21 protein-coding genes are annotated in these 20,236 nt (G+C 65.5%); 6 read left to right on the top strand and 15 right to left on the bottom strand.

From position 1 onward, the window contains the following. Window positions 1-8: 8 nt before the first annotated feature. The gene (locus tag AC1PLS_RS10490; protein WP_481104450.1) at window positions 9-1,007 is read left to right on the top strand and encodes a precorrin-2 dehydrogenase/sirohydrochlorin ferrochelatase family protein; all 999 of its coding nucleotides are present in this window, start codon (window positions 9-11) and stop codon (window positions 1,005-1,007) included. 27 nt (window positions 1,008-1,034) lie between these two features. On the opposite strand, the gene AC1PLS_RS10485 is transcribed toward AC1PLS_RS10490, so the two are convergent. Genes AC1PLS_RS10485 through AC1PLS_RS10475 form a run of 3 tightly spaced genes read right to left on the bottom strand, consistent with a single transcriptional unit; the run spans window position 1,035 to window position 3,250 of the window. Continuing rightward, window positions 1,035-1,397, bottom strand: coding sequence for a hypothetical protein (locus AC1PLS_RS10485; RefSeq protein ID WP_065031383.1), 363 nt, complete (start codon window positions 1,395-1,397; stop codon window positions 1,035-1,037). Then, window positions 1,381-1,950 carry a molybdenum cofactor guanylyltransferase gene (locus AC1PLS_RS10480; protein WP_184434513.1) on the bottom strand — a complete coding sequence of 190 codons (570 nt, stop codon included), beginning with the start codon at window positions 1,948-1,950 and terminating at the stop codon, window positions 1,381-1,383. The genes AC1PLS_RS10485 and AC1PLS_RS10480 overlap by 17 nt, the downstream gene beginning before the upstream one ends. A gap of 46 nt (window positions 1,951-1,996) precedes the next feature. Further along, complete coding sequence (locus tag AC1PLS_RS10475; protein WP_184434516.1) at window positions 1,997-3,250, bottom strand: molybdopterin molybdotransferase MoeA; 1,254 nt, start codon at window positions 3,248-3,250, stop codon at window positions 1,997-1,999. A gap of 211 nt (window positions 3,251-3,461) precedes the next feature. Here AC1PLS_RS10475 and AC1PLS_RS10470 point away from each other — a divergent pair, with 211 nt between their 5' ends. Further along, entirely contained in the window at window positions 3,462-3,749 is a 288-nt protein-coding gene (locus AC1PLS_RS10470) for a PQ-loop domain-containing transporter (RefSeq protein ID WP_184434519.1), read from the top strand. A 10-nt stretch (window positions 3,750-3,759) separates the two neighbouring features. Here the strand turns inward: AC1PLS_RS10470 and xth are convergent, their stop codons facing one another. Next, entirely contained in the window at window positions 3,760-4,752 is a 993-nt protein-coding gene (xth, locus tag AC1PLS_RS10465; protein WP_184434521.1) for an exodeoxyribonuclease III, read from the bottom strand. A gap of 161 nt (window positions 4,753-4,913) precedes the next feature. Between xth and AC1PLS_RS10460 the strand changes: the two genes are divergently transcribed. Further along, on the top strand, window positions 4,914-5,666 hold the full coding sequence (locus tag AC1PLS_RS10460) for an OBAP family protein (RefSeq protein WP_184434524.1): 753 nt from the start codon (window positions 4,914-4,916) through the stop codon (window positions 5,664-5,666). Window positions 5,667-5,756: 90 nt separating this feature from the next. On the opposite strand, the gene AC1PLS_RS10455 is transcribed toward AC1PLS_RS10460, so the two are convergent. From AC1PLS_RS10455 to AC1PLS_RS10445, 3 genes are all read right to left on the bottom strand, one after another. Next, window positions 5,757-6,182 carry a hypothetical protein gene (locus AC1PLS_RS10455; RefSeq protein WP_184434527.1) on the bottom strand — a complete coding sequence of 142 codons (426 nt, stop codon included), beginning with the start codon at window positions 6,180-6,182 and terminating at the stop codon, window positions 5,757-5,759. A gap of 48 nt (window positions 6,183-6,230) precedes the next feature. Beyond that, window positions 6,231-6,809 (bottom strand): DUF4142 domain-containing protein, encoded by a 579-nt coding sequence (locus AC1PLS_RS10450; protein ID WP_184434530.1) that lies wholly within the window; start codon window positions 6,807-6,809, stop codon window positions 6,231-6,233. Window positions 6,810-7,102: 293 nt separating this feature from the next. Further along, window positions 7,103-7,318, bottom strand: coding sequence for a hypothetical protein (locus tag AC1PLS_RS10445; protein ID WP_016904861.1), 216 nt, complete (start codon window positions 7,316-7,318; stop codon window positions 7,103-7,105). A gap of 104 nt (window positions 7,319-7,422) precedes the next feature. On the opposite strand from AC1PLS_RS10445, the gene moeB reads away from it, so the two are divergent. Then, complete coding sequence (moeB, locus tag AC1PLS_RS10440) at window positions 7,423-8,565, top strand: molybdopterin-synthase adenylyltransferase MoeB (RefSeq protein ID WP_184434533.1); 1,143 nt, start codon at window positions 7,423-7,425, stop codon at window positions 8,563-8,565. A gap of 229 nt (window positions 8,566-8,794) precedes the next feature. On the opposite strand, the gene AC1PLS_RS10435 is transcribed toward moeB, so the two are convergent. The 8 genes from AC1PLS_RS10435 to ndk all read right to left on the bottom strand — a co-directional run bounded on the left by AC1PLS_RS10435 (window position 8,795) and on the right by ndk (window position 16,828). Next, the gene (locus AC1PLS_RS10435) at window positions 8,795-10,015 is read right to left on the bottom strand and encodes a molybdopterin molybdotransferase MoeA (RefSeq protein WP_481104449.1); all 1,221 of its coding nucleotides are present in this window, start codon (window positions 10,013-10,015) and stop codon (window positions 8,795-8,797) included. A gap of 173 nt (window positions 10,016-10,188) precedes the next feature. Further along, on the bottom strand, window positions 10,189-11,586 hold the full coding sequence (der, locus tag AC1PLS_RS10430; protein ID WP_481104448.1) for a ribosome biogenesis GTPase Der: 1,398 nt from the start codon (window positions 11,584-11,586) through the stop codon (window positions 10,189-10,191). Window positions 11,587-11,596: 10 nt separating this feature from the next. Further along, complete coding sequence (gene bamB, locus AC1PLS_RS10425; RefSeq protein ID WP_481104447.1) at window positions 11,597-12,814, bottom strand: outer membrane protein assembly factor BamB; 1,218 nt, start codon at window positions 12,812-12,814, stop codon at window positions 11,597-11,599. After that, window positions 12,814-13,452 (bottom strand): YfgM family protein, encoded by a 639-nt coding sequence (locus AC1PLS_RS10420; RefSeq protein ID WP_024940124.1) that lies wholly within the window; start codon window positions 13,450-13,452, stop codon window positions 12,814-12,816. The genes bamB and AC1PLS_RS10420 overlap by 1 nt, the downstream gene beginning before the upstream one ends. A gap of 70 nt (window positions 13,453-13,522) precedes the next feature. Next, entirely contained in the window at window positions 13,523-14,383 is an 861-nt protein-coding gene (locus AC1PLS_RS10415; protein ID WP_184434545.1) for a helix-turn-helix domain-containing protein, read from the bottom strand. Further along, window positions 14,380-15,168 carry a type IV pilus biogenesis/stability protein PilW gene (gene pilW / locus AC1PLS_RS10410; RefSeq protein ID WP_065031392.1) on the bottom strand — a complete coding sequence of 263 codons (789 nt, stop codon included), beginning with the start codon at window positions 15,166-15,168 and terminating at the stop codon, window positions 14,380-14,382. The genes AC1PLS_RS10415 and pilW overlap by 4 nt, the downstream gene beginning before the upstream one ends. 10 nt (window positions 15,169-15,178) lie before the next feature. Further along, on the bottom strand, window positions 15,179-16,384 hold the full coding sequence (gene rlmN, locus AC1PLS_RS10405; protein WP_481104446.1) for a dual-specificity RNA methyltransferase RlmN: 1,206 nt from the start codon (window positions 16,382-16,384) through the stop codon (window positions 15,179-15,181). An 18-nt stretch (window positions 16,385-16,402) separates the two neighbouring features. Beyond that, window positions 16,403-16,828 (bottom strand): nucleoside-diphosphate kinase, encoded by a 426-nt coding sequence (gene ndk / locus AC1PLS_RS10400; protein WP_024940120.1) that lies wholly within the window; start codon window positions 16,826-16,828, stop codon window positions 16,403-16,405. A gap of 217 nt (window positions 16,829-17,045) precedes the next feature. Between ndk and AC1PLS_RS10395 the strand changes: the two genes are divergently transcribed. Both AC1PLS_RS10395 and AC1PLS_RS10390 read left to right on the top strand, forming a co-directional pair. Further along, a complete protein-coding gene (locus AC1PLS_RS10395; RefSeq protein ID WP_024940119.1) occupies window positions 17,046-17,678 on the top strand; it encodes a TetR/AcrR family transcriptional regulator in 633 nt (210 codons plus the stop codon). Window positions 17,679-17,703: 25 nt separating this feature from the next. Further along, window positions 17,704-20,076: a 3-hydroxyacyl-CoA dehydrogenase/enoyl-CoA hydratase family protein gene (locus AC1PLS_RS10390; RefSeq protein WP_024940118.1), complete on the top strand. Its 2,373-nt coding sequence runs from the start codon at window positions 17,704-17,706 to the stop codon at window positions 20,074-20,076. The last annotated feature ends 160 nt before the right edge of the window (window positions 20,077-20,236 follow it).

Here is a 20,236-nt window from a genome sequence, read left to right as displayed (position 1 = left end):
TACGTCTGATGCCGTTGTTCCCGCTGTTCGCAAACCTGCAAGCACGCGCCGTGCTGGTCATCGGTGGTGGCGAGGTCGCCACGCGCAAGGTGCTGGCGCTGCTCAAGGCCGGTGCGCAGATCCGCCTGTATGCGCATGCGCTCTCGCCCGAACTGGCGGAACTGATGCAGGCTGGCCGTTTCGAACAACTGGACGGCGAGTTCGATCCCGCTTGGATCGACGACGTGTGGCTGGTGGTCGCCGCCACCGACGATGGCGGGCTGAATCAACGCGTCGCCGCTGCTGCCGGCGCGCGTCAGCGCCTGGTCAATGTGGTGGACGATGCCGAGTTGTCGACCTATCAGGTGCCCGCCATCGTGGATCGCGACCCGCTGGTCATCGCCATTTCCTCCGCGGGCGCTGCACCGATGCTGGCACGCCGCCTGCGCGAACGGCTTGAACGCGAACTGGATGTCTCGGTCGGTCGCTTCGCCGGCATGTTCGCGCGTCACCGCGAGCGCATCCGCAGCCAGTTTCCCGACATGAACCGGCGCCGGCGCTGGTTCGATCGCGTCATCGACGGCGACGTGCCGCTGCTGCTGCAGGCCGGCAACGACGACGCAGCCGAAGGCGCCTTTATCGCGGCACTGGACGATGCCGGCGCGGTGCCGGCGCGCGGCAGCGTGCAACTGGTCGGCACCGGGCCGGGCGATCCCGGCCTGCTCACCATCAAGGCGCTGCGTGCGATGAATCTGGCCGACGTCCTGCTGATCGGCGACGACATCCCCGACGCGGTACTGGAACTGGCAAGACGCGATGCCGCACGCCGCGCCTTGCCGCGGCAGGCCGACGCACAACAGCATCTGGTGCTGCAACTGGCCGCAGAAGGCCTGCATGTGGTCGCGTTGCGCAGTGGCGCCGGCTACAGCGATGCCGATGCTGCGGCCATCGAAGCAGCGCTAAAGGCGCGTGGCCTGGCCTGCGATCGGGTGCCAGGCATTGCTGCGGGGCTTGAAATCAACGCATGAGCGCTGCGCGTATGCGTCTACGGCACTTCAGGCCTTCGGAAAGCGCTTGCGCGCACTGTCGCGCACATCGATATCGAAGGTCACCTGCAACGCCGTCGGTTCGGCATGGCCAGCACCGGCATCGAAGCTGAAGCGCAACCCCTCGCGGCTGGGCAATTGCCGTGCATGCTGTTCCAGCGCATCGCGCGGCACCGACAACTGCCAATGCTCGGCAGTGCAATTGCAGGCCGCGTCACCGTCGCTCAGGCTGACGCTGTGGCGCAGCAGTCGCGCGCCCTGCCCGCTCGGCAAGCGGCTCAGATTCTCGACCGTGCGCCCGGCAAGCAAGTCGGCCAGTTCGGCTTCGTCGATGCGGAAGCGCAGTTGCTGAGCTTCAATCTGGATTTTCATGAATGAGCTGACTCCACTGCTCGGGCGTATTGCAATTGACGAACGCGGCGCGTTCGCTGGCGGTGACAGCGATGCGATGGCATTGCAGCGCAGCCTGCAGGGCGCGCAGCGAGCGTGACGAACCGGGGCCGGCCATCAGCGCAGTGAGCGCCTCACGCACCACGCCATCCACGTACAGGCGCATCGGCAGCATCTGGTCTTCAAAGGTAACGCAGCGCCGATGCGGTGGCGCCAGCAGCCGCTCCAGCAACGACCGGGACAGCAGCGGCATGTCGACCGGCACCACCACCAGTGTCGTTGCATCGGCGAGCCGATCGATCACGCTGGCCAGGCCGCCAAGCGGCCCCAGGTCCGGCTGCGCGTCGGCAATCCCGGCGTAGTCCGGGCGATCGCCGCTGATCACCACATTATGCGCGCCGGCATCGCGCAGCAACGCCTGCATGTGCTCCAGCAATGGACGTCCGCGCCACTGCAGCAGCGCCTTGTCCTGCCCCATCCGTGAGGAACGGCCGCCGGCCAGCACCACGCCCGTCCATGCAGGCCTCGCGTTCATGCCGCCTGCTCGCCAACACGGCATCGCACGACGTGCAGGTGCAGGCTCATGGCGCGATCGCCGGTGCAGCCGGCTGCAGATGGCCCAGCCCGAACACCTGCGCTGTCGTACCGGGCGCGGCGCCTTCGTCCTGCGGCTCCAGTACCGCCCACGCATTGGCCTGCAACAACGGCGCCACGCGGAACGACTCCTGCTGCGGCAGGATCTGCACGCAGAGCACTCCGGCAGCGCTGCAGGTCAAACGTGCGCGCAGATGCTGCCGCCACAGCGGTCGTGCCTGCATTGGGGTTTCCAGCGCAACCTGAACGCCGCGCTCGGCCGGCATGCCAAGCAAACCGCGCAGCACCGGCTCCACGAAAAAGCGCAGCCCGGCAGCGCTGGCCATCGGATTGCCCGGCAAACCGACATACAACGCACCGTCTGCGAAGCGCGCCAGCAGCACCGGCTTGCCCGGCCGCACTGCAACCTTGTGGAACAGCACCGCCGCGCCATGCCGTGCCAAGGCGTCGGGCACGAAATCGTAGCGACCGCGCGACACCGCACCGGTGCTCAGAATCACCTCGGCGCCCGCATCGCGCGCCTGTGCAAGCGCGAGATCGAAACCGGCATCGTCATCGCCCACCTGTCCATGCCAGACCAGTTCGGCACCGGCTGCCCGCAGCTGGCTGAGCAGATAACTGCTGGTGCCATCGCGAATCTGGCCAGGCCGCAACGGCTGCGCCGGATCGCCAATCAACTCGCGGCCGGTCGCAATCAAGGCCACACGCGGACGCCGCACCACCTGCACCCGCGCACAGCCCAGCCCGGCCAGCAGCATCAGGTGTGCGGCGCGCAAGACGGTGCCGGCCTCGATCACGCGGTCGTGCAAGGCCACATCTTCCCCACGTCGACGAATATGCTGACCGGCGCGGATATCGGCGCGCAGCCGGACGCGACCGGGCCGCGCGTCATCGTGCGCCAGCACGTCCACCTGCTCGATCGGCACTACGGCATCGGCGCCCGCGGGCAAACCGGCGCCGGTCATGATTTCCCACGCGCTGCCAGCCGTGATGCCACCCACATCCTCGCCTGCGGCAACGCTGCCACCGATCACATGTTCGCTGCCGGCGATCGCGCCACGGCCGGCGGTGACCAACGCAAATCCATCCATCGCGCTGTTGTCGAACGCCGGCAACTCCGCCGGGCTCGACAACACCTGCGCAAGCACACGCCCCTCGGCATCGGCACTGTCCACCCACTCGCCGGCAAGCACGGCGATCTGCCGATGGACAATCGCAAGTGCGTCGGCGTAGCTGATCATGAGCAAGGCACGGTCGACCGGTGGATGACCTGGCTAGGATACCGGCCCCCGACGTGGCCGGTACAGGCGCAGCGATCGCGGCATCACCGCACCCTGCTGCACGCATTCCCTCGTCTCGACCAGGGCGCACGTCGCTTGAAGCCGCTAGAACGCAGCGCCTACACGGCAGATCGCAAAGTGACACCCAGTTCCCCCACGGTATTCATGCCGCATGCAACTCGTTGACCTTGTAGGCTGGCTCGCCAGTGCAGTCCTGATTGCCACCTTGATCCGCCAGATCTACAAGCAATGGCGCTCGGATGCGGCACAGGGCGTTTCGCGCTGGCTGTTCATCGGCCAGATCAGCGCCTCGGTGCTGTTCATCCTCTACAGCTACCTGGTCGGCAATGCCGTGTTTATCGTCAGCAACGTGCTGATCCTGCTGACCGCCCTCACCGGGCATGTGCTGCATCGGATCAAGCAGCGTCGGATGGAGCGTCAAGCGGGCAGTATCGGCTAGCGCTGCCGCGTTATTTGGCGCTTTTCTTCGCTGGCTTGCGCGGCTTGGTGGGTCCGGTTGACTTGCTGGCGGCGGGCCGCGTTGCGGCCTTTTTCGCCGCGGTCTTGGGCATTTTCTTCGTCGTGGACGTGCGTGCCGGGCTTGCCTTCGCCACGGCACGTTTTCGTGGCCTGGGCATAGCCTTGGCCTGCGCTGCTGGCTCGGCTACCGCTTCGGGCACACGCACGCTGATCCAGGTCGGCGCATGATCGCTGGCCTTTTCCAGCGCACGTACCCACTTGTCCACGCCGGCATCCTGCAGCCCGGGCGCCAGGGTGCGATTGAGCAGCAGGTGGTCGATGCGCAAGCCGCGATCGCGCGCAAAATGCTGGCGAAAATAGTCCCAGAAGGTGTAACTCGGCGTTTCGCCATGCACTGCAAGCAGGCTGTCGGTCCAGCCCTGCTCGAGCAGGGTCTGGTACGCCTGGCGACTCTCCGGCTGCAGCAACGCATCCTTGCGCCAGCCCTTGGGGTCGTAGATGTCGGCATCGGTCGGCACCACGTTGAAATCGCCGATCATTGCTACCGGGTGCGGCAGGTCCACCAGCGTCCTGGCGTGCCGGATCAGGCGTTGAAACCACGCCAGCTTGTAGTCGAACTTCGGCCCGGGCTGCGGATTGCCGTTGGGCAGATACAGGCAGGCCACCACCACCCCGTGAATTGCAGCTTCCAGATAACGGCTCTGCGTATCGCCGCGGTCCCACGGCAGCCCACGACGGATTTCCACCGGATCGGCGCCGTGCGCCAGCAATGCCACACCGTTCCACGACTTCTCGCCTTGCCAGATCACGCCATAGCCAGCATCGCGGATCGCCTGTTCCGGAAAGGCGTCCTGCGTGGCTTTCAATTCCTGCAAGCCGACGATGTCCGGTTGCTCGCGCTGTAGCCATTCCAGCAGATGCGGCAGCCGGCTAGTGATGCCATTGACGTTGAATGTCGCGATCTTGCGGGTGGTGGCGGACATGGGTGAGCGACCAGGCATGCGTAGCTACGCAGCATCGCCGCCATGGCATTAAGCAGATGCTCAAGCGAGGTGAAGCTCCGTTGGATATCTGCGCACGCGCTCACGCCTCGCAAACCATCAGCCTCCGTAGGCTGGCCCCACTACTGATTGTTGGAGATCGCATGCGACAGTCCGCGCTCTGGATTGCCCTGCTGTGCGCCGGCTGCTCGCGCAGCCCGCCTTCGGTTACCCCACCGGGCGCGCCTGAAAGCGCCAAGACCAATGTGCTGGAGGCCGGCGCCAGGGTCCTGCAACCGACCGGGCCGGTCGGCAAGCTCGACATCTACCTGGTGGGCTTCCATCCGATGAAAGACGCACCAGATGTACAGATGGAAGCGCATCACTACTGCCATCAGGTCAATGAAGACCTGGCGCAATGCGCGCTCTACGACGGCAATACCGATCAGGCCAACCTGACCGGCATCGAGTACATCATTTCCGAACAACTGTTCGCGCAGTTGCCGGAGCACGAGCGCAACTTCTGGCATCCGCACAATGGCGAAATCCTGTCGGGCCAGCTATCCGCGCCCAACCTGCCGCTGGTTGCGGAGAAAGAACTGATGCGCAGCAAGCTCAACAGCTATGGCAAGACCTGGCACACCTGGCACTCGCGCAACGGCACCGCCGCGGGCGATGCATTGCCGCTGGGCGAGCCGATGCTGGCCTGGTCGTTCAATCGCGATGGCGAGGTGCAGCAACCGCTGATCGATCAGCGCGACAAGCTGGCCACGTTCTCTACCGCGCAACGTCGCGCCAATCGCCAGGACCTGACCCCGCTGGCCAGGCCGCAGCACGGAGTGGATGCCTTGCGGCCGCACTTCGGCAATGCCGAACCGCTCCCCGGGGTGGTCGACGCAAGCACCCCATCCGACTGAACCCTCAAGACCTGGCCGGCCGTAGCAACTGCAATCGGGAGGCCAGGCATTCGAAGTCCATCGACAAGGTGCGGACGAGCGGACACGATCTCACACGTCCATACCGTCACGCAGGCGCCGTAACGCCTTGCCCATCCACAGATGCCCGACACGCTGCATGCGCTGGACCGATGGCCCAGCGCGCTCTCGCTCATCTGCACCCTGCAGGCTCAACGTGACACAACTGCCCTCGCATCCAGGTGCAGTCTGCACATGCAGCAACACGCCCAGCTGCAGGCCGCGACCGCCATCAACCTGGTAACGCACCGATTCACCCAGGCGCGCCTCACCACGCTGCAGCCCGACAACGCCGCGCCGACACCGGGTGGCCTGCAGCGCCCAGCGTGATGCATGCCCATCGCCAGCGACCAGCTCCGCCACTCCACGCAGGATGCGTCCCTGCACATTGGCATCGCACCACGCATCCAGGATCTGGTGCGGCTCTGCGAGGATGATCAGGCGACGTATCCGCAGCATCGGGTCTTCAACAACGGCAACCGGTATTGCCGGCAAGCCAGGCATGCCTCAGCGCCCAGCACCCTTGCTGCTGGCCTGCAGCGTCTTGGCAGCCGCCAGATGCTCGGCGACATGGCTGCGCGTGGTCTGCAGATGCGCCAGCACCTGTGCCGTCTTGGCCGCAGGAATCAGTTGCTTGTCCAGCGCCGCCAGCGCATCGGTGTGGTCCTTGACCATTGCCGTGACGTACGCAGCCTCGAAGGCCTTGGTATCGAGCTTCTGCAACATCGCCAGTTCGGTCTTGCCCTTGCTCATCTGCGCCTTGGCAGCGGCAGCAGACAGGTCCGGCGACCACTTGGCCAGCTTCTGATTGTTGTCGGTATGCTCCTTGACCATCTGCATCGCATAGTCGCGCACGCCACCTTGCACCTGCTTCTGCAGCGCGAGATTGGCCGCACTGATTTCACTGGTGTTGATGGCGCTCAGGGTGCCTAGCGCCTCACGCTCCTTCGCGCTCGGGGAATTAGTGCCCGCCTGTTGCTGGGCAGTGGCGGGCATGCCGGCCTGCGTTGCGTTCTGCGCATGCGCAGCGGCGGTGATGCCTAGACACAGGGTCAGCGCCGCAAACATCGGGTGACGTACTTTCATATGGATCTCCAGCCAGAAGGTGTGCCTGCATGCTGGACCTCGTCGCGTGACCCGATCGTCGTACCGGCGTCGAAAGCTGGAGAGGAAACCGTGCTGCACCGCAGTGCGCTTCACATGGAGTGAAGGTGGCATGGCGTCCCTGTTGGGTGACTTCGGACGGTGCTGGCACACTGAGCAACCAGCTCCTGTTTCGAAGGACCATGGCTCGAGCCGTCCGGCTGCCTTGGAATATCCAGCATTCAGGACCGCGAATGCGCACTTGCAAGACTGCCCGTAAAGCGAGGCCCGCCGGGTCAGGCACCGGGATCCGCAGGTCCGAGCTGATGCGCCGACAGGATTTCGTCGATGCGTTTGACGATTTGCGCCGCCTGCTCCTGCGACTCTGCGGCAGCGGTGATCTTCTCTGCACGTGCGTGGAATACATCCCAGAAATCGTCCGGATGCTGGCGACGAATATCAGGCAATGCATCGGCAAGTTGTTTCAATTGCGCGTCGATATCGGGGGTCATTGAGGGTCTCCTTGTGTGCCCACGCTACCGCCGTGCTGGTGAGCCTGATGCCAACATGGCAGTCCTGTGCATCGCACGGCCTGCGTTTGCGCGACAATGGAGCCATGAGCAGCCACGATATCTCCCCTGCAGACGCCCGCCTGCGCGCCCTGCAAGGCGCCTTGCTGATCGACATCCGGCAGTTGCACGAGCGTGCCGGCGGCCAGGCCGAAGGCGCGTTGGCGATTGCGCAACACGATCTGGAAACCGCACCCGCACAGCATCTGTCGGAGCAGACGCGCGAGATCGTGCTGATCTGCCAGAGCGGCAAGCGCTCGGCACACACGGCGGAGATCTTGCGCGCGCACGGCTATACGCAGGTGTCTTCGGTGCTCGGTGGCACCGCCGCATGGACCGGCGCCGGCCTTCCCTTGGTGCGCCCTACCCTGCCGCCGGACGAGCAGGATTTTCTCGAGCGCTACTCGCGCCATCTGCGCCTGCCGCAGGTCGGTCTGGAAGGCCAGCAGCGCCTGGCGCAGTCGCGCGTGTTGCTGGTCGGTGCAGGTGGGCTCGGCTCGCCGGCGGCGTTCTATCTGGCTGCCGCCGGGGTCGGCCACCTGCGGATCGCCGACGACGATGTGGTTGACCGCAGCAATCTGCAGCGCCAGATCCTGCATGTGGAAGACAGCATCGGCGTCGCCAAGGTCAGCTCGGCCGCGCAGCGCATTGCCGCGCTCAATCCACGCGTGCAGGTCGAGGCGCTGCAGGCACGCGTGACTGCCGGCAATGTCGAAGCCCTGCTGAAGGACGTGGATGTCGTGGTCGACGGCGCCGACAATTTTCCTGCGCGCTATCTGCTCAACGATGCCTGCATCAAACTCGGCAAACCGCTGGTCTACGGCGCGGTACAGCAGTTCGAAGGGCAATTGAGCGTGTTCGATGCCGGCCGCAAGCGCGGCCATGCACCTTGCTATCGCTGCCTGTTTCCCGAGCCGCCGCCGCCCGAATTCGCCCCCAGCTGCGCCGAGGCCGGCGTGCTGGGCGTGCTGCCCGGGGTGATCGGATTGCTGCAGGCCACCGAGGCGATCAAGTTGCTGCTGGGCATGGGCGAGACCCTTACCGGGCGCTTGCTCAGCTTCGATGCATTGGCAATGCGCTTTCGCGAAATCCGGCTGCCGCCCGACCCGCATTGCCCGGTGTGTGCTCCCGGTGTCGCATTCACCGGGTATGCCGACTACGCCGCGTTCTGCGGCAGCGCAGTCGGCTGAGAACGGCCTGATCGGCGCTGGTTGCAGCCTCGCGTCCGGACGCCGCGTTCGAGTGTGACGTGGAAGAGGCGGTCTACCACACCGGGCTGCGCCCTCCACGTGGCTGCCATCAGCTCGCGCAGCGTCGACGTTTAGTGCCGAAGGCACGAAAGGACCGACGTGCACCCAATGCCGCCCGCCTGGCGGCGAGCACGGCCCCACTGTTTGTCGCGCGTGCTGTACCAAACGCTCAAAGCGCGTAAGGAATCACCCGCACGCTCTCGCCCGCCTCGAAACGCCGTGCCTGCTCGGGCAACACGATCAAGGCATTGCTGTCGGCCGCGCCACGCAGCAGGTGCGATGCATCGCCACGATGCGGCAACGCCCTCAGACGCCCGTCTTCGCCGCACTCCAGCCGCCCGCGCAGGAACTCCAGGCGCTCGTGGCGTTTTTCCCACGGACTGGCCAGGGCCGCATGCCACAGCGGGCGCGGCTCGCTACGTCCCTGCAGGCCATCCAGCAGCGGCACGCCGTAGGCGATCAGCGTCGCCAGCACCGAGACCGGATTGCCTGGCAGACCCAGCACCAGGCAGCGCCCGATCTGGCCCAGTACCGCCGGCATGCCCGGGCGCATACGCACACGCCAGAAATGGATCCGCCCCAGCTCCTGGATCAGGCGCGGCAGGTAATCCTTTTCGCCAGCCGACACGCCGCCGCAGGTGATCACCACATCGAAGGCCGCAGCCGCGTCTTCCAGCATGCTACGGATGCGTTGCGGATCGTCCGGCAGGGTCGGCCATGCGGTCGGCGCGTAGCCCAGTGCCCGCAGCTGCGCCATCAGCATGTCGCGGTTGCTGTTGTAGATCTGTCCCGGCCCCAGCGGCATGCCCGGCTCCACCAGTTCATCGCCGGTGGCCAGCACCGCGATGGTCGGCCGCGGCGCCACCGCGAGCCGCGACAGGCCGAGCGCAGCCGCCAGTCCGATCCGCGCAGGCGTCAACACCTGGCCGCTCTGCACCACCAGATCGCCCGCGCGCACGTCACTGCCGGCCAGACGCACCGCCGCACCCGGCGCAGGCATGCTATGGAAACGCACCACGCCATCGCGTTCCTGCGCATCCTCTTTCGGGATCACCGTATCGGCGCCATCGGGCAACGGCGCACCGGTGGTGATGCGCAGGCATTGGCCCGCGCCCAGCGTGCCGCTCCAGCGCTCGCCAGCGAATTGCTCGCCGACCAGTTGCAACGCCGCATCGCCGCCAGCGACATCGGCATGCCGCAACGCGAAGCCGTCCATCGCGCTGTTGGCGAAGGGCGGCAACGCGATCGGTGCGATCAGATCGGCAGCGCTGATCCGCCCGTCGGCACGCGAGGTGGCGATGTTCTCGTCGGGCGGACGGCTGTTGGCAGCGACGGCCTGCAGGATCTGCAGCGCCTGTGCATAGGGAATGCGGGAGGGATAGTCGGTCATGGCACGCAGGATACCAGTGCACCACGACGACTCAGAATGCCAGGCACTGCCAGTGCAGATGCCAGAAGAAATCACTGCAATTTTCTGGCGTAGCTCGCGGCACTCGACCACGGTTGCAGCCGCTGCGCCCCCCCCACCTGACGATCATTGGCCAGGCACGGGCCGTTCCCTGCTTACTTGCCCTTGACGTGCTTCATCAACCGCCTTTTGCGCGCCACCTGCCGTTCGGTGAGCGTGTTCTTCTTGCCCTCGTACGGATTGGCACCTTCGCGGAAGATGAAACGCACCGGCGTGCCGACCAGCTTGAAGCGCTTGCGGAAGAAGTTTTCCAGATAGCGCTTGTACGACTCCGGCAGCACCTTCAGGCGCGTGCCGTGCACGATGAAGGTGGGCGGATTTGCGCCACCCGGATGCACGTAACGCAGCTTGGAGACGTGGCCACGGATGCTCGGCGGCGGATTGGTCTCGTAGGCGATTTCCAGCGCCTGGTTGACTTCGCTGGTGCTGAATTCGTGCGTGGCCGACGCATGTGCACGGTGAATCGCCTGGAACAGCTCGCGCATGCCCGAGCCGTGCAGCGCGGAAATCCGCACCGCCTCGGCCCAGCTGACAAAGCCCAGCTTGCGCGCCAGCAAGTCTTCGGCCTGCGCACGCTGGTAGTCGCTCTGCCCGTCCCACTTGTTGATCGCCACCACCAGGGCGCGGCCAGCGTCCAGGATGGCGCCCAGAATGGTCGCGTCCTGGTCGGTGACGCCTTCGCCGGCATCGAGCATCAGCACCGCAACCTGGCATTGCTCGATCGCCTGCAGCGTCTTGAACGCGCTGAACTTCTCCACCGCCTCCTCGACCTTGCCGCGGCGACGCAGGCCGGCCGTATCGATCAAGCGGTACTGGCGCCCGTCACGGTCCATGTCCACGGCGATCGAATCGCGCGTGGTACCCGGCACTTCGGAGGCAATCATGCGTTCTTCGCCGAGCAGGCGATTGACCAGCGTCGACTTGCCCACGTTCGGGCGGCCGACGAAGGCGATGCGCACACGCGCCGGGTCGGTATCCAGCAGCTCGCCGGCACCTTCCTCGGGCAGACGTGCGCCGACTTCCTCAAGCAGTTCGTCGATGCCCTGCCGATGCGCAGCAGACAACGCCACCACATCGGGGAACCCGTAGCGCGCGAATTCCGAGCGCACGGTTTCCTCATCGGTGCCGTCGATCTTGTTGATGACCAGCACGGTCGGCCGCGCCAGCTTGCGCAGCCAGGCCAGGATCTCGTCGTCCAGCGAGGAGGCGCCTTCGCGGCCGTCGACCACGAACAGCACCAGATCGGCCTCGCCGGCAGCGGCGCGGGCCTGCCGCGCGGTGGCGCCGGCCAGGCCTTCCTCGTCACCGGCAATACCGCCGGTATCGACGACGATGAACGGGCGTTCCTCGTCGAGACGACAGACCCCGTAGTTACGGTCGCGGGTGACGCCGGGCTGGTCGTGGACCAGCGCGTCACGGGTGCGCGTCAGCGCATTGAAGATGGTGGACTTGCCGACATTGGGCCGTCCGACCAGGGCGACCAGGGGCAGCATCGCGAAGTCCTTATTGTGCCAACCGGAAGGCGGTGATATCGCCATCGGTGTTTTGTACCAACAGAATGCCGTCCACGACGATCGGCTGCGCCAGCAGCGTGTCGCGTCCAGCGCGAGCGCGCGCGGCCAGTGCACCGTCGCTGAGTTTCAGCCAGTGCAGATAGCCCTTGTAATCGCCGACCACAGCGTAATCGCCCTGGATGGCCACACCGGTCAGGGAGCGACGCGCCAGCGCAGCCTGCGACCACATTGCCGCACCGCTGCTCTTGTCCAGGCCCCACACCGAGCCGGCGTTGTCGGAGACCACCACCACCGCCGACGACACGCCAACGCCACCGGCGCCGCCGTGATCGCGCGTCCACAGCGGACGGCCGCTCGGGCCTTCCAGTGCGAGGGTTTCGTTCTTGAAGCTGGTCGCATACAGCGTGGTGCCATCGAGCACCGGGGCGCCGTCCACATCGGCCATGCGCTCCAGCTCGGTGCGGCCTTCCGGCACGCCGATCGCCTGTTCCCACAACGGGCGGCCGTCCTGCAGCGCCAGGGCGCTCAAGGTGCCGCTGTCGTTGCCGACGAACAGCACGCCCGGGCCGGTCACGATCGGCGCATTGCCGCGCACCGACAGGGTCGGGCCTTCTTCGGCATGGAACCAGCGACGCTCGCCGGTGGCCGCGTCGAAGGCGCTGACGCGACCATCGTTGCTGCGCACCAACACCAGGTTCTGCGCAATCGCCGGTGCGGCGATGACTTCGTTCGGCACCTTGGCACGCCATTTTTCGGTGCCATCGGCCTGGTTCAAGGCAATCACGTCGCCAGACAGGGTACCGATCACCACCAGGCCTTCGCCGACGCCGGGGCCGCCGGACAGGCGCTGCTTGAACTTGCGATCGTTACGCTCTTCCTTCTTGGGCTTGTATTCCCACACGCGCTTGCCGGTCTGCAGATCCAGCGCCTGCACGCCGCCGGTGATCGCCGCGGCGTACACCTTGCCATCGGCCACCGCCGGACGCTGGCGCACGCCGATATGGCCTTCGCCCTTGCCCACGCCGGTGGACCAGATCTTGTCGACCTTGACCGACGGCTCGAACTTGACCAGCTCGGCAGGTTCCTGCGCCTTCTTGGCGGCGGCGTCCTTTCCGGCGAACCAGCCCTTGACGGTGCTGCAACCGGCCAGCGACACGCCCATCAGGGCGATCAATGCAATGCGCTTGTACATATTAACCTGCTTCATCAAATCGGCTCCGCCGGATCGGGCACCTTGCCGCCCACATCCATCAGCTTGGTTTCCAGCAAACGGCGCTGCGGCGAGGCCACGTCCACCGTGGTCAGGGCCTTGGCGTAGAGCGCACGCGCTTCGTCCGGCTTGCCCTGCACGACCAGCGCATCGGCGCGGATCTCCAGGCTGGTGTGGTCCTGCGCATCGGCCAGCAGCTTGATCGCTTCATCCGGCTTGCCGCTTTCGGTCAACACACGCGCCAGGCGCTGCTGCACAATCTGCTTGAGTTCGCCTTCGGCGGGCACGTCGCGCAGGGTCTTGATCGCTTCGGCATGCTTGCCGGCATCCACCTGGGCCTTGGCCAGACGCAATGCAGCCAGTTCGGCGTAGACACCGCCCTTGCCGTCATCGAGCGCCACGATGTCCTTGGCCGCCTTGTCCAGGTCCTTGCCCTGGATGGACTTGACCACCGCCTCGTAACGGGTATTGGCTTCCACCGATTGGGTGGCGGTGTGCTTCTGCCACCACTGCCAGCCCAAGATCAGGGCCAGGCCCACCACGACGCCGCCTACCAGCCCTGCGCCATTCTTTCTCAACCAGGAACGAACGCGTTCGCCTTGTTCGTGTTCGTCCAGCAGATCGTCGATCGCCATGCGTACTCTCGCTCCGTCATCCCGGAGGCGCGGAACATCAATAGGGAAAAATGAAAAACCGCAGTCCGCTTCACTCGGAAGCAGGTACCACGGAGCCGTCGGAGGATACCGCAAAACGGGCCACGTTAGCGCGCTGGAACGGTTTCACATCGACGATACTGCCGCCTTGCTGAACCTCTACCGCCGACGCATTACCCAGCACGATGCGGCCCACCTGCCCTGGTGAATAACTGCGACGCTCGCCGGCACGCACCAGTGCTTTTTCGACCGCGCTGCCATCCGGTGCCAGAATCTGCACCCAGCTGTCGCCGCTGAAACTCAACGACAAACTGCCACCACTGGCGGCCGACACTGCAGGGGTCTCGACCTCGGGCGTGGCCCGTGGCACCGGCGTCATCGACGCGATGTAAGGCGCCGGCTGCTCGCGCGGCGCACTGGCCGGCTGCGTGACAGCGTTTGCCGGGGTGCCGGTCCCGGGCGCTTCCGGCATGCTGTCCAGCGATACCGTGCTGGGCGCCTTGCCATCCAGATGCGAACGGGTCGCGTACCACACCGGAACCGCGAACACACCAGTGATCACCACATACATCGCCTTGCGCGCCGTGCTTTCCAGGATGCGCCGCGCCCGCGGCGTATGCGTGTGGCTGACCAGCTTGACCGGCTCGATCGGCGCAATCGCCGCCTGCTGCAGCAGTGGCTCCAGGTCCACATGCAGCAAGCGCGCATAGCTGCGCAACTGACCGCGCACGAAGACCGGCGCACCCAGGCGTTGCCAGTCTTCCTGCTCCAGCGAGCGCACCACATGCGCCGGCATGCGCAGCTTGCCGGCGACTTCGTCCACGCTCAGACCTGCCGCTTCGCGCGCATCGCGCAAATGCTGTCCGCAGCCCTTTTCCTGCTCGAAAGGGTTCGGATTGGAATCACTGATCACAATGCATTGGCCCCGGGGTTAGCGGTCGCTGCGTCAGGAAATTCCTTGACCAACCGCTGTTGATAACGGCTGGCAGCTACCTTGTCGCCTAGCCCTTGCTCAATCTGAATGGCGAGTTGTAACACGGAAGCGGTTGCCGGTGCAGCCGCAAGCCGTCGTTCAATAAACGCACGCGCTTCGAAATAATTGCGATTGGTCACCTCGGAGCGCGCCATCGACTCGAGTGCGTATGGATTCCGCGGATCCAGTTCCAGCGCCTTGCGCAAGTCGCCGACCGCCCGCTGCGGCTGCCCGGCCTTGAGTGCGCAGCCACCTGCATTGCCCAACGCGGAGGCTGGCGATGCGTAGTTTCTGTCGGTCAGGGCGCGATCGAACCAGATCAGCGATTCGGCCGGCGAGCCGTTCGCGCACAACCACGCGCCGTAATTGTTCAGGACATCGCCGCGCTGCGGCGCAAGCTCCGCGGCCCGGCGGTATGACGCACCGGAGCCGGCAACATCGCCCTTGGCGCCTTGAATCAGCGCCAGCAGACCAATGGCATCCACCGACTGGGGATCTTTCTTCAAGGCTGCACGGACCTGCTCTTCGGCAGCGACGTAGTCGCCTGTCTGCAGCCGATTATTGGCCAGGCCCAGCTTCTCCTGCACCGCCAGACGATTCTTTGTCGCGGTGCTGTCGCGGAACGAATGCACCTGCGCGACCTCCTCGACCGTCTGGACCGAGCCGGCCTTGGCATTGCGACCACCGCAGCCGACCGCGCACAGTGCGATCGCCACAGCCGCCATGGCTGCTAGATCACGCTGCCGCATCTCGACCGGCCTGCCCTTCCAGGGTGCGCAGGAAATCCGCCTGACGACGGGTGCGGTCCATGACCTGCCCCTTGAGCTGCCCGCAGGCGGCGTCGATATCGTCGCCACGGGTCCGCCGGACCATCGTCAGCACTTGTGCGTCGAGCAGGATCTTCTGAAACGCGCGGATCTCGGTCTCGCCCGAGCGCTCGTAACGCGTGCCCGGGAATGGATTGAACGGAATCAGGTTGACCTTGCCGGCGTCCTTGGACTGCACCGCATTGTCGAACTGACGCATCAACCTGGCCAGCTGGCGCGCATGCTCGGGCTGGTCGTTGATGCCTTTCATCAAGGTGTATTCGAAGGTAACCGAATCGCGCTTCTTGTTGCCGCGCAGATAGCGCGCGCAGGATTCCATCAGCTCGGCGATCGGGTATTTCTTGTTCAACGGCACCAGGCTTTCGCGCAGCGTATCGTTGGCCGCATGCAGCGAGACCGCCAGCGAGACATCGCTTTCGGTCGAGAGCCGGTCGATCATCGGCACCAGGCCGGAGGTCGACAGCGTCACCCGCTTGCTGGCCAGGCCGTAGCCCAGGTCGTCGCGCATCACGCTCATCGCGCGCACGACGTTGTCGAAATTCATCAGCGGCTCGCCCATGCCCATCATCACCACATTGGTGAGGCGGCGCTGCTGGTGCGGCACGTTGCCCAGATGGCGCGCCGCCACCCACACCTGCCCGACGATCTCGGCGGTGGTGAGGTTACGGTTGAAGCCCTGGGTGGCAGTCGAACAGAAGGTGCAGTTCAGACCGCAGCCGACCTGGGACGACACACACAGCGTGCCGCGGCCCTTGTCGGGGATGTAGACGGTTTCGATCGCGTTCTTGCCGTCGGTGCCCATGGCCAGCAGCCACTTGTGGGTCCCGTCGGCGGACGGCTTGTCGAACACGACATTCGGGACGAGGACCTCGGCGTGCTGGTGCAACTTCGCACGCAGCGCCTTGCCGAGGTCCGTCATCTGATCGAAATCGGTGACGTAGCGATGGTGGATCCACTTCATCACCTGATGGGCACGGTAGCGCGCTTCGCCGAGCGTGTCGGCGAAGAAGCGCTCCAGTCCCTCGCGGTCGAGGTCGAGCAGGTTCTGCTTGCGCAGTTCCGGGGTACGGACGGGAACGTCCTGCAGCACGGAGGGGATCACGACCTCATTCACGATTCGACTCTCTCGGCCTCAGCGCGAGACCACTTCGGTGGCGGCAAAGAAATACGCGACTTCGTTGGCAGCGTTCTCGACCGAATCCGAGCCGTGGGCGGCATTGGCATCGATCGAGTCGGCGAAGTCGGCGCGGATGGTGCCCGGCGCAGCGTCCTTGGGATTGGTCGCGCCCAGCAGGTCACGGTGTGCGGCAACGGCGTTCTCGCCTTCCAGCGCCTGGATCATCACCGGGCCGGAGATCATGAACTCGACCAGCGCGTTGAAGAACGGACGCTCGCGGTGCACGGCATAGAAGCCTTCGGCTTCGCGACGCGACAGCTGCTTGTACTTGGACGCCACGATCTTCAGGCCGGCCTTCTCGAAACGGCTGTAGATTTCGCCGATGACGTTCTTGGCAACGGCGTCGGGCTTGATGATGGACAGGGTGCGCTCCAGCGCCATGGGAGGATCTCCGTTGGGCGGGCCACTGAAGGCCCGAGGTTATCATGAAAAAAACCCGCGTCAAAACGCGGGCTTAGGCTTCTTTGCGATGGTCAATTCTATCCCTTCGTCGCTGCATTTGCACACCGCCCCCTGAATCGTGCTGCGTTGCCGCATGACCGCCACAGCGTCCAGCCCGTAGACTCAAACAATCGTTTGATTGAGTTCCGCCCCGCGCATGCCCAAGCCCGCCCACTTCTCCACCAAGGACCGCATCCTCGGCGCGGCCGAGGAGCTGTTCGCCCAGCATGGCTTCGCCGGAACCTCGCTGCGCCAGCTGACCACCCAGGCCGACGTCAATATCGCGGCGGTCAATTACCACTTCGGGTCCAAGGAAAACCTGGTCAACGAGGTGTTCCGTCGCCGCATGGACGAGATGACCGCCGCGCGCCTGCAGCAACTGGAGGCGGCCAGGAAGTCACAGCCGGGCGAGCTCACCGCGGTGCTGGCGGCCTTCGTCGAGCCGGCGCTGGCAATGGCGCAGGACCGCCAGAGCGGCGGCGCGTTCGTGCGGGTGATCGCACGCGCCTATGCTGAAAAGAACGACAACCTGCGCAAGTTCCTGTCCGACCACTACGGACATGTGCTGCGCGAGTTCGGCAAGGCCATCGCGGCCTGCGTGCCGGGCCTGAGCAAGGAAGAGCTGTACTGGCGCCTGGATTTCCTGGCCGGTGCGCTCACCTATGCGATGGCCGATTTCGGACTGATCAAGCGCCCGGCCGGGGTCAGCGAGGCCGACCACCGCGCGCGCGCCGCGCGCGAACTGATTCGTTTTGCGGAACCCGGTTTCCGTACCCATTCCACACCGTAGTCGCTCACACCAAAGGCTCATCGCTATGTCCAATCCGTTGCTAGTCCGTCGTGCTGCCGTGCTCGGTGCCGGCGTCATGGGCGCGCAGATCGCCGCGCACCTCACCAATGCCGGTGTCGACACCGTGCTGTTCGACCTGCCTGCCAAGGAAGGTCCTGCCGACGGCATCGTGCTCAAGGCCATCGCCAACCTCGGCAAGCTCAGCCCTGCCCCGCTCGCCAGCAAGGCCCTGGCCGAGGCGATCACGCCGGCCAACTATGAAAGCGGCCTGGAGCAGCTGCGCGATTGCGACCTGATCATCGAAGCGATCGCCGAGCGCATGGACTGGAAGCAGGACCTGTACAAGAAGATCGCCCCGTTCGTGGCCGATCACGCCGTGCTGGCCTCCAATACCTCGGGCCTGGGCATCAACAAGCTCTCCGACGTGCTGCCCGAGCAGTTGCGCCACCGCTTCTGCGGCGTGCATTTCTTCAATCCGCCGCGCTACATGCACCTGGCCGAACTGATTCCCGCCAAGGGCACCGACAAGGCCGTGCTGGAAGGCCTGGAGAGCTTCCTGGTCACCACGCTGGGCAAGGGCGTGGTGTATGCGAAGGACACCCCGAACTTCATCGGCAACCGCATCGGCGTGTTCTCGATCCTGTCCACCATCCACCACACCGCCGAGTTCGGGCTGGGCTTCGACGAAGTCGATGCGCTGACCGGCCCGCTGGTCGGGCGCCCCAAGTCGGCGACCTACCGCACCTCGGACGTGGTCGGCCTGGACACCATGGCGCACGTGATCAAGACCATGGGCGACACCCTGCCCGACGATCCGTGGCACCAGTACTTCAAGTCGCCCAAGTGGCTGGAGGCGCTGATCGGCAAGGGCGCGCTCGGCCAGAAGGTCGGTGCCGGTATCTTCCGCAAGGTCGGCAAGGACATCGTGGTGCTGGACCTGGAGAAGCAGGATTACAGAACCGCCGATCGCAGCGCGGCGCCGGAAGTGGTCGAGATCCTCAAGATCAAGAACCCGGCCGAGAAGTTCGCCAAACTGCGCGAGAGCCAGCACCCGCAGGCGCAGTTCCTGTGGGCTACCTTCCGCGACCTGTTCCACTACAGCGCCTACCACCTGGCCGATATCGCCGAGACCGCGCGCGACGTGGATCTGGCGATCCGCTGGGGCTACGGCTGGTCGCTCGGCCCGTTCGAGACCTGGCAGGCCGCCGGCTGGAAGCAGGTAGCGCAGTGGATTGCCGAAGATATCTCCAACGGCAAGAGCATGAGCAGCGCGCCGTTGCCGAACTGGGTGTTCGACGGCCGCGATGGCGTGCATGCGGCCGAAGGCTCGTACAGCCCGGCGCGCGACGCCAAGCTGCCGCGCTCGGCACTGCCGGTGTACAAGCGCCAGCGCTTCCCCGATCCGCTGCTGGGCGAGCAGTTCTCGCCGGGCGAGACGGTGTTCGAAAACGACGGCGTGCGCATGTGGCATGACGGCGACGACATCGCCGTGGTCAGCTTCAAGACCAAGATGAACACCGTCTCCGATCACGTGCTCAATGGCCTGCAGGAGGTCGTCGGCCGCGCCGAGAAGGACTTCGCCGGGCTGGTGATCTGGCAGCAGAAGGAGCCCTTCTCCGCCGGCGCCGATCTGGCCGGCGCGCTGGGTCTGCTGCAGGCCGGCAAGGTCGATGCATTCGAAGCGCTGGTCGCCAACTTCCAGGCCACCAGCCAGCGCATCAAGTACGCGCAGGTGCCGGTGATTTCGGCCGTGCGCGGGCTGGCGCTGGGCGGCGGCTGCGAGTTCCAGATGCACAGCGCCAAGACGGTGGCCTCGCTGGAAAGCTACATCGGCCTGGTCGAAGCTGGCGTCGGCCTGCTGCCGGCCGGTGGCGGCCTGAAGGAAATCGCCGTGCGCGCCTCGCAGGCCGCAGGTCCGGGCGGCGATGTGTTCGCCGAGCTGAAGAAGACCTTCGAGACCATCGCGATGGCCAAGGTGTCCAATTCGGCGGTCAATGCCAAGGAGCTGGGCCTGCTGCGCGCCACCGACAAGGTGGTGTTCAACAGCTTCGAGGCGCTGCACATCGCCAAGGCCGAAGCGCGCGCACTGGCCGAAGGCGGCTACCGCGCCCCGCTGCCGGCACGCCGCATCCAGGTCGCCGGCGACGTCGGCATCGCCACCTTCAAGATGCTGCTGGTCAACATGCTGGAAGGCCGTTTCATCAGCGACTACGACTATGAAATCGCCACCCGCATCGCCACGGTGATGTGCGGCGGCGAAGTCGATCGCGGCGCACTGGTCGACGAGGAATGGCTGCTCAAGCTGGAGCGCAAGCACTTCGTCGAACTGGCCCAGCAGGAAAAGACCCAGGCGCGGATTGGGCACATGCTCAAGACGGGTAAGCCGTTGAGGAACTGAGATTCGGGATTCGGGTTTGGGGATTCGTAACAGCGGCTCCCCTGCCCTCCAACATTCTCGCTTCCACCAAATTCATCCGCCGGGCAGGACCATTCAGGAATCAGGATCCGCAGTTGCGAATCCCCAATCCCGACTCCCCAATCCCGGCTATCGGAGATAG

It is taken from the genome of Xanthomonas sp. NCPPB 3218 (assembly GCF_056725185.1).
This window is presented reverse-complemented; position numbering and strand designations above follow the sequence as displayed.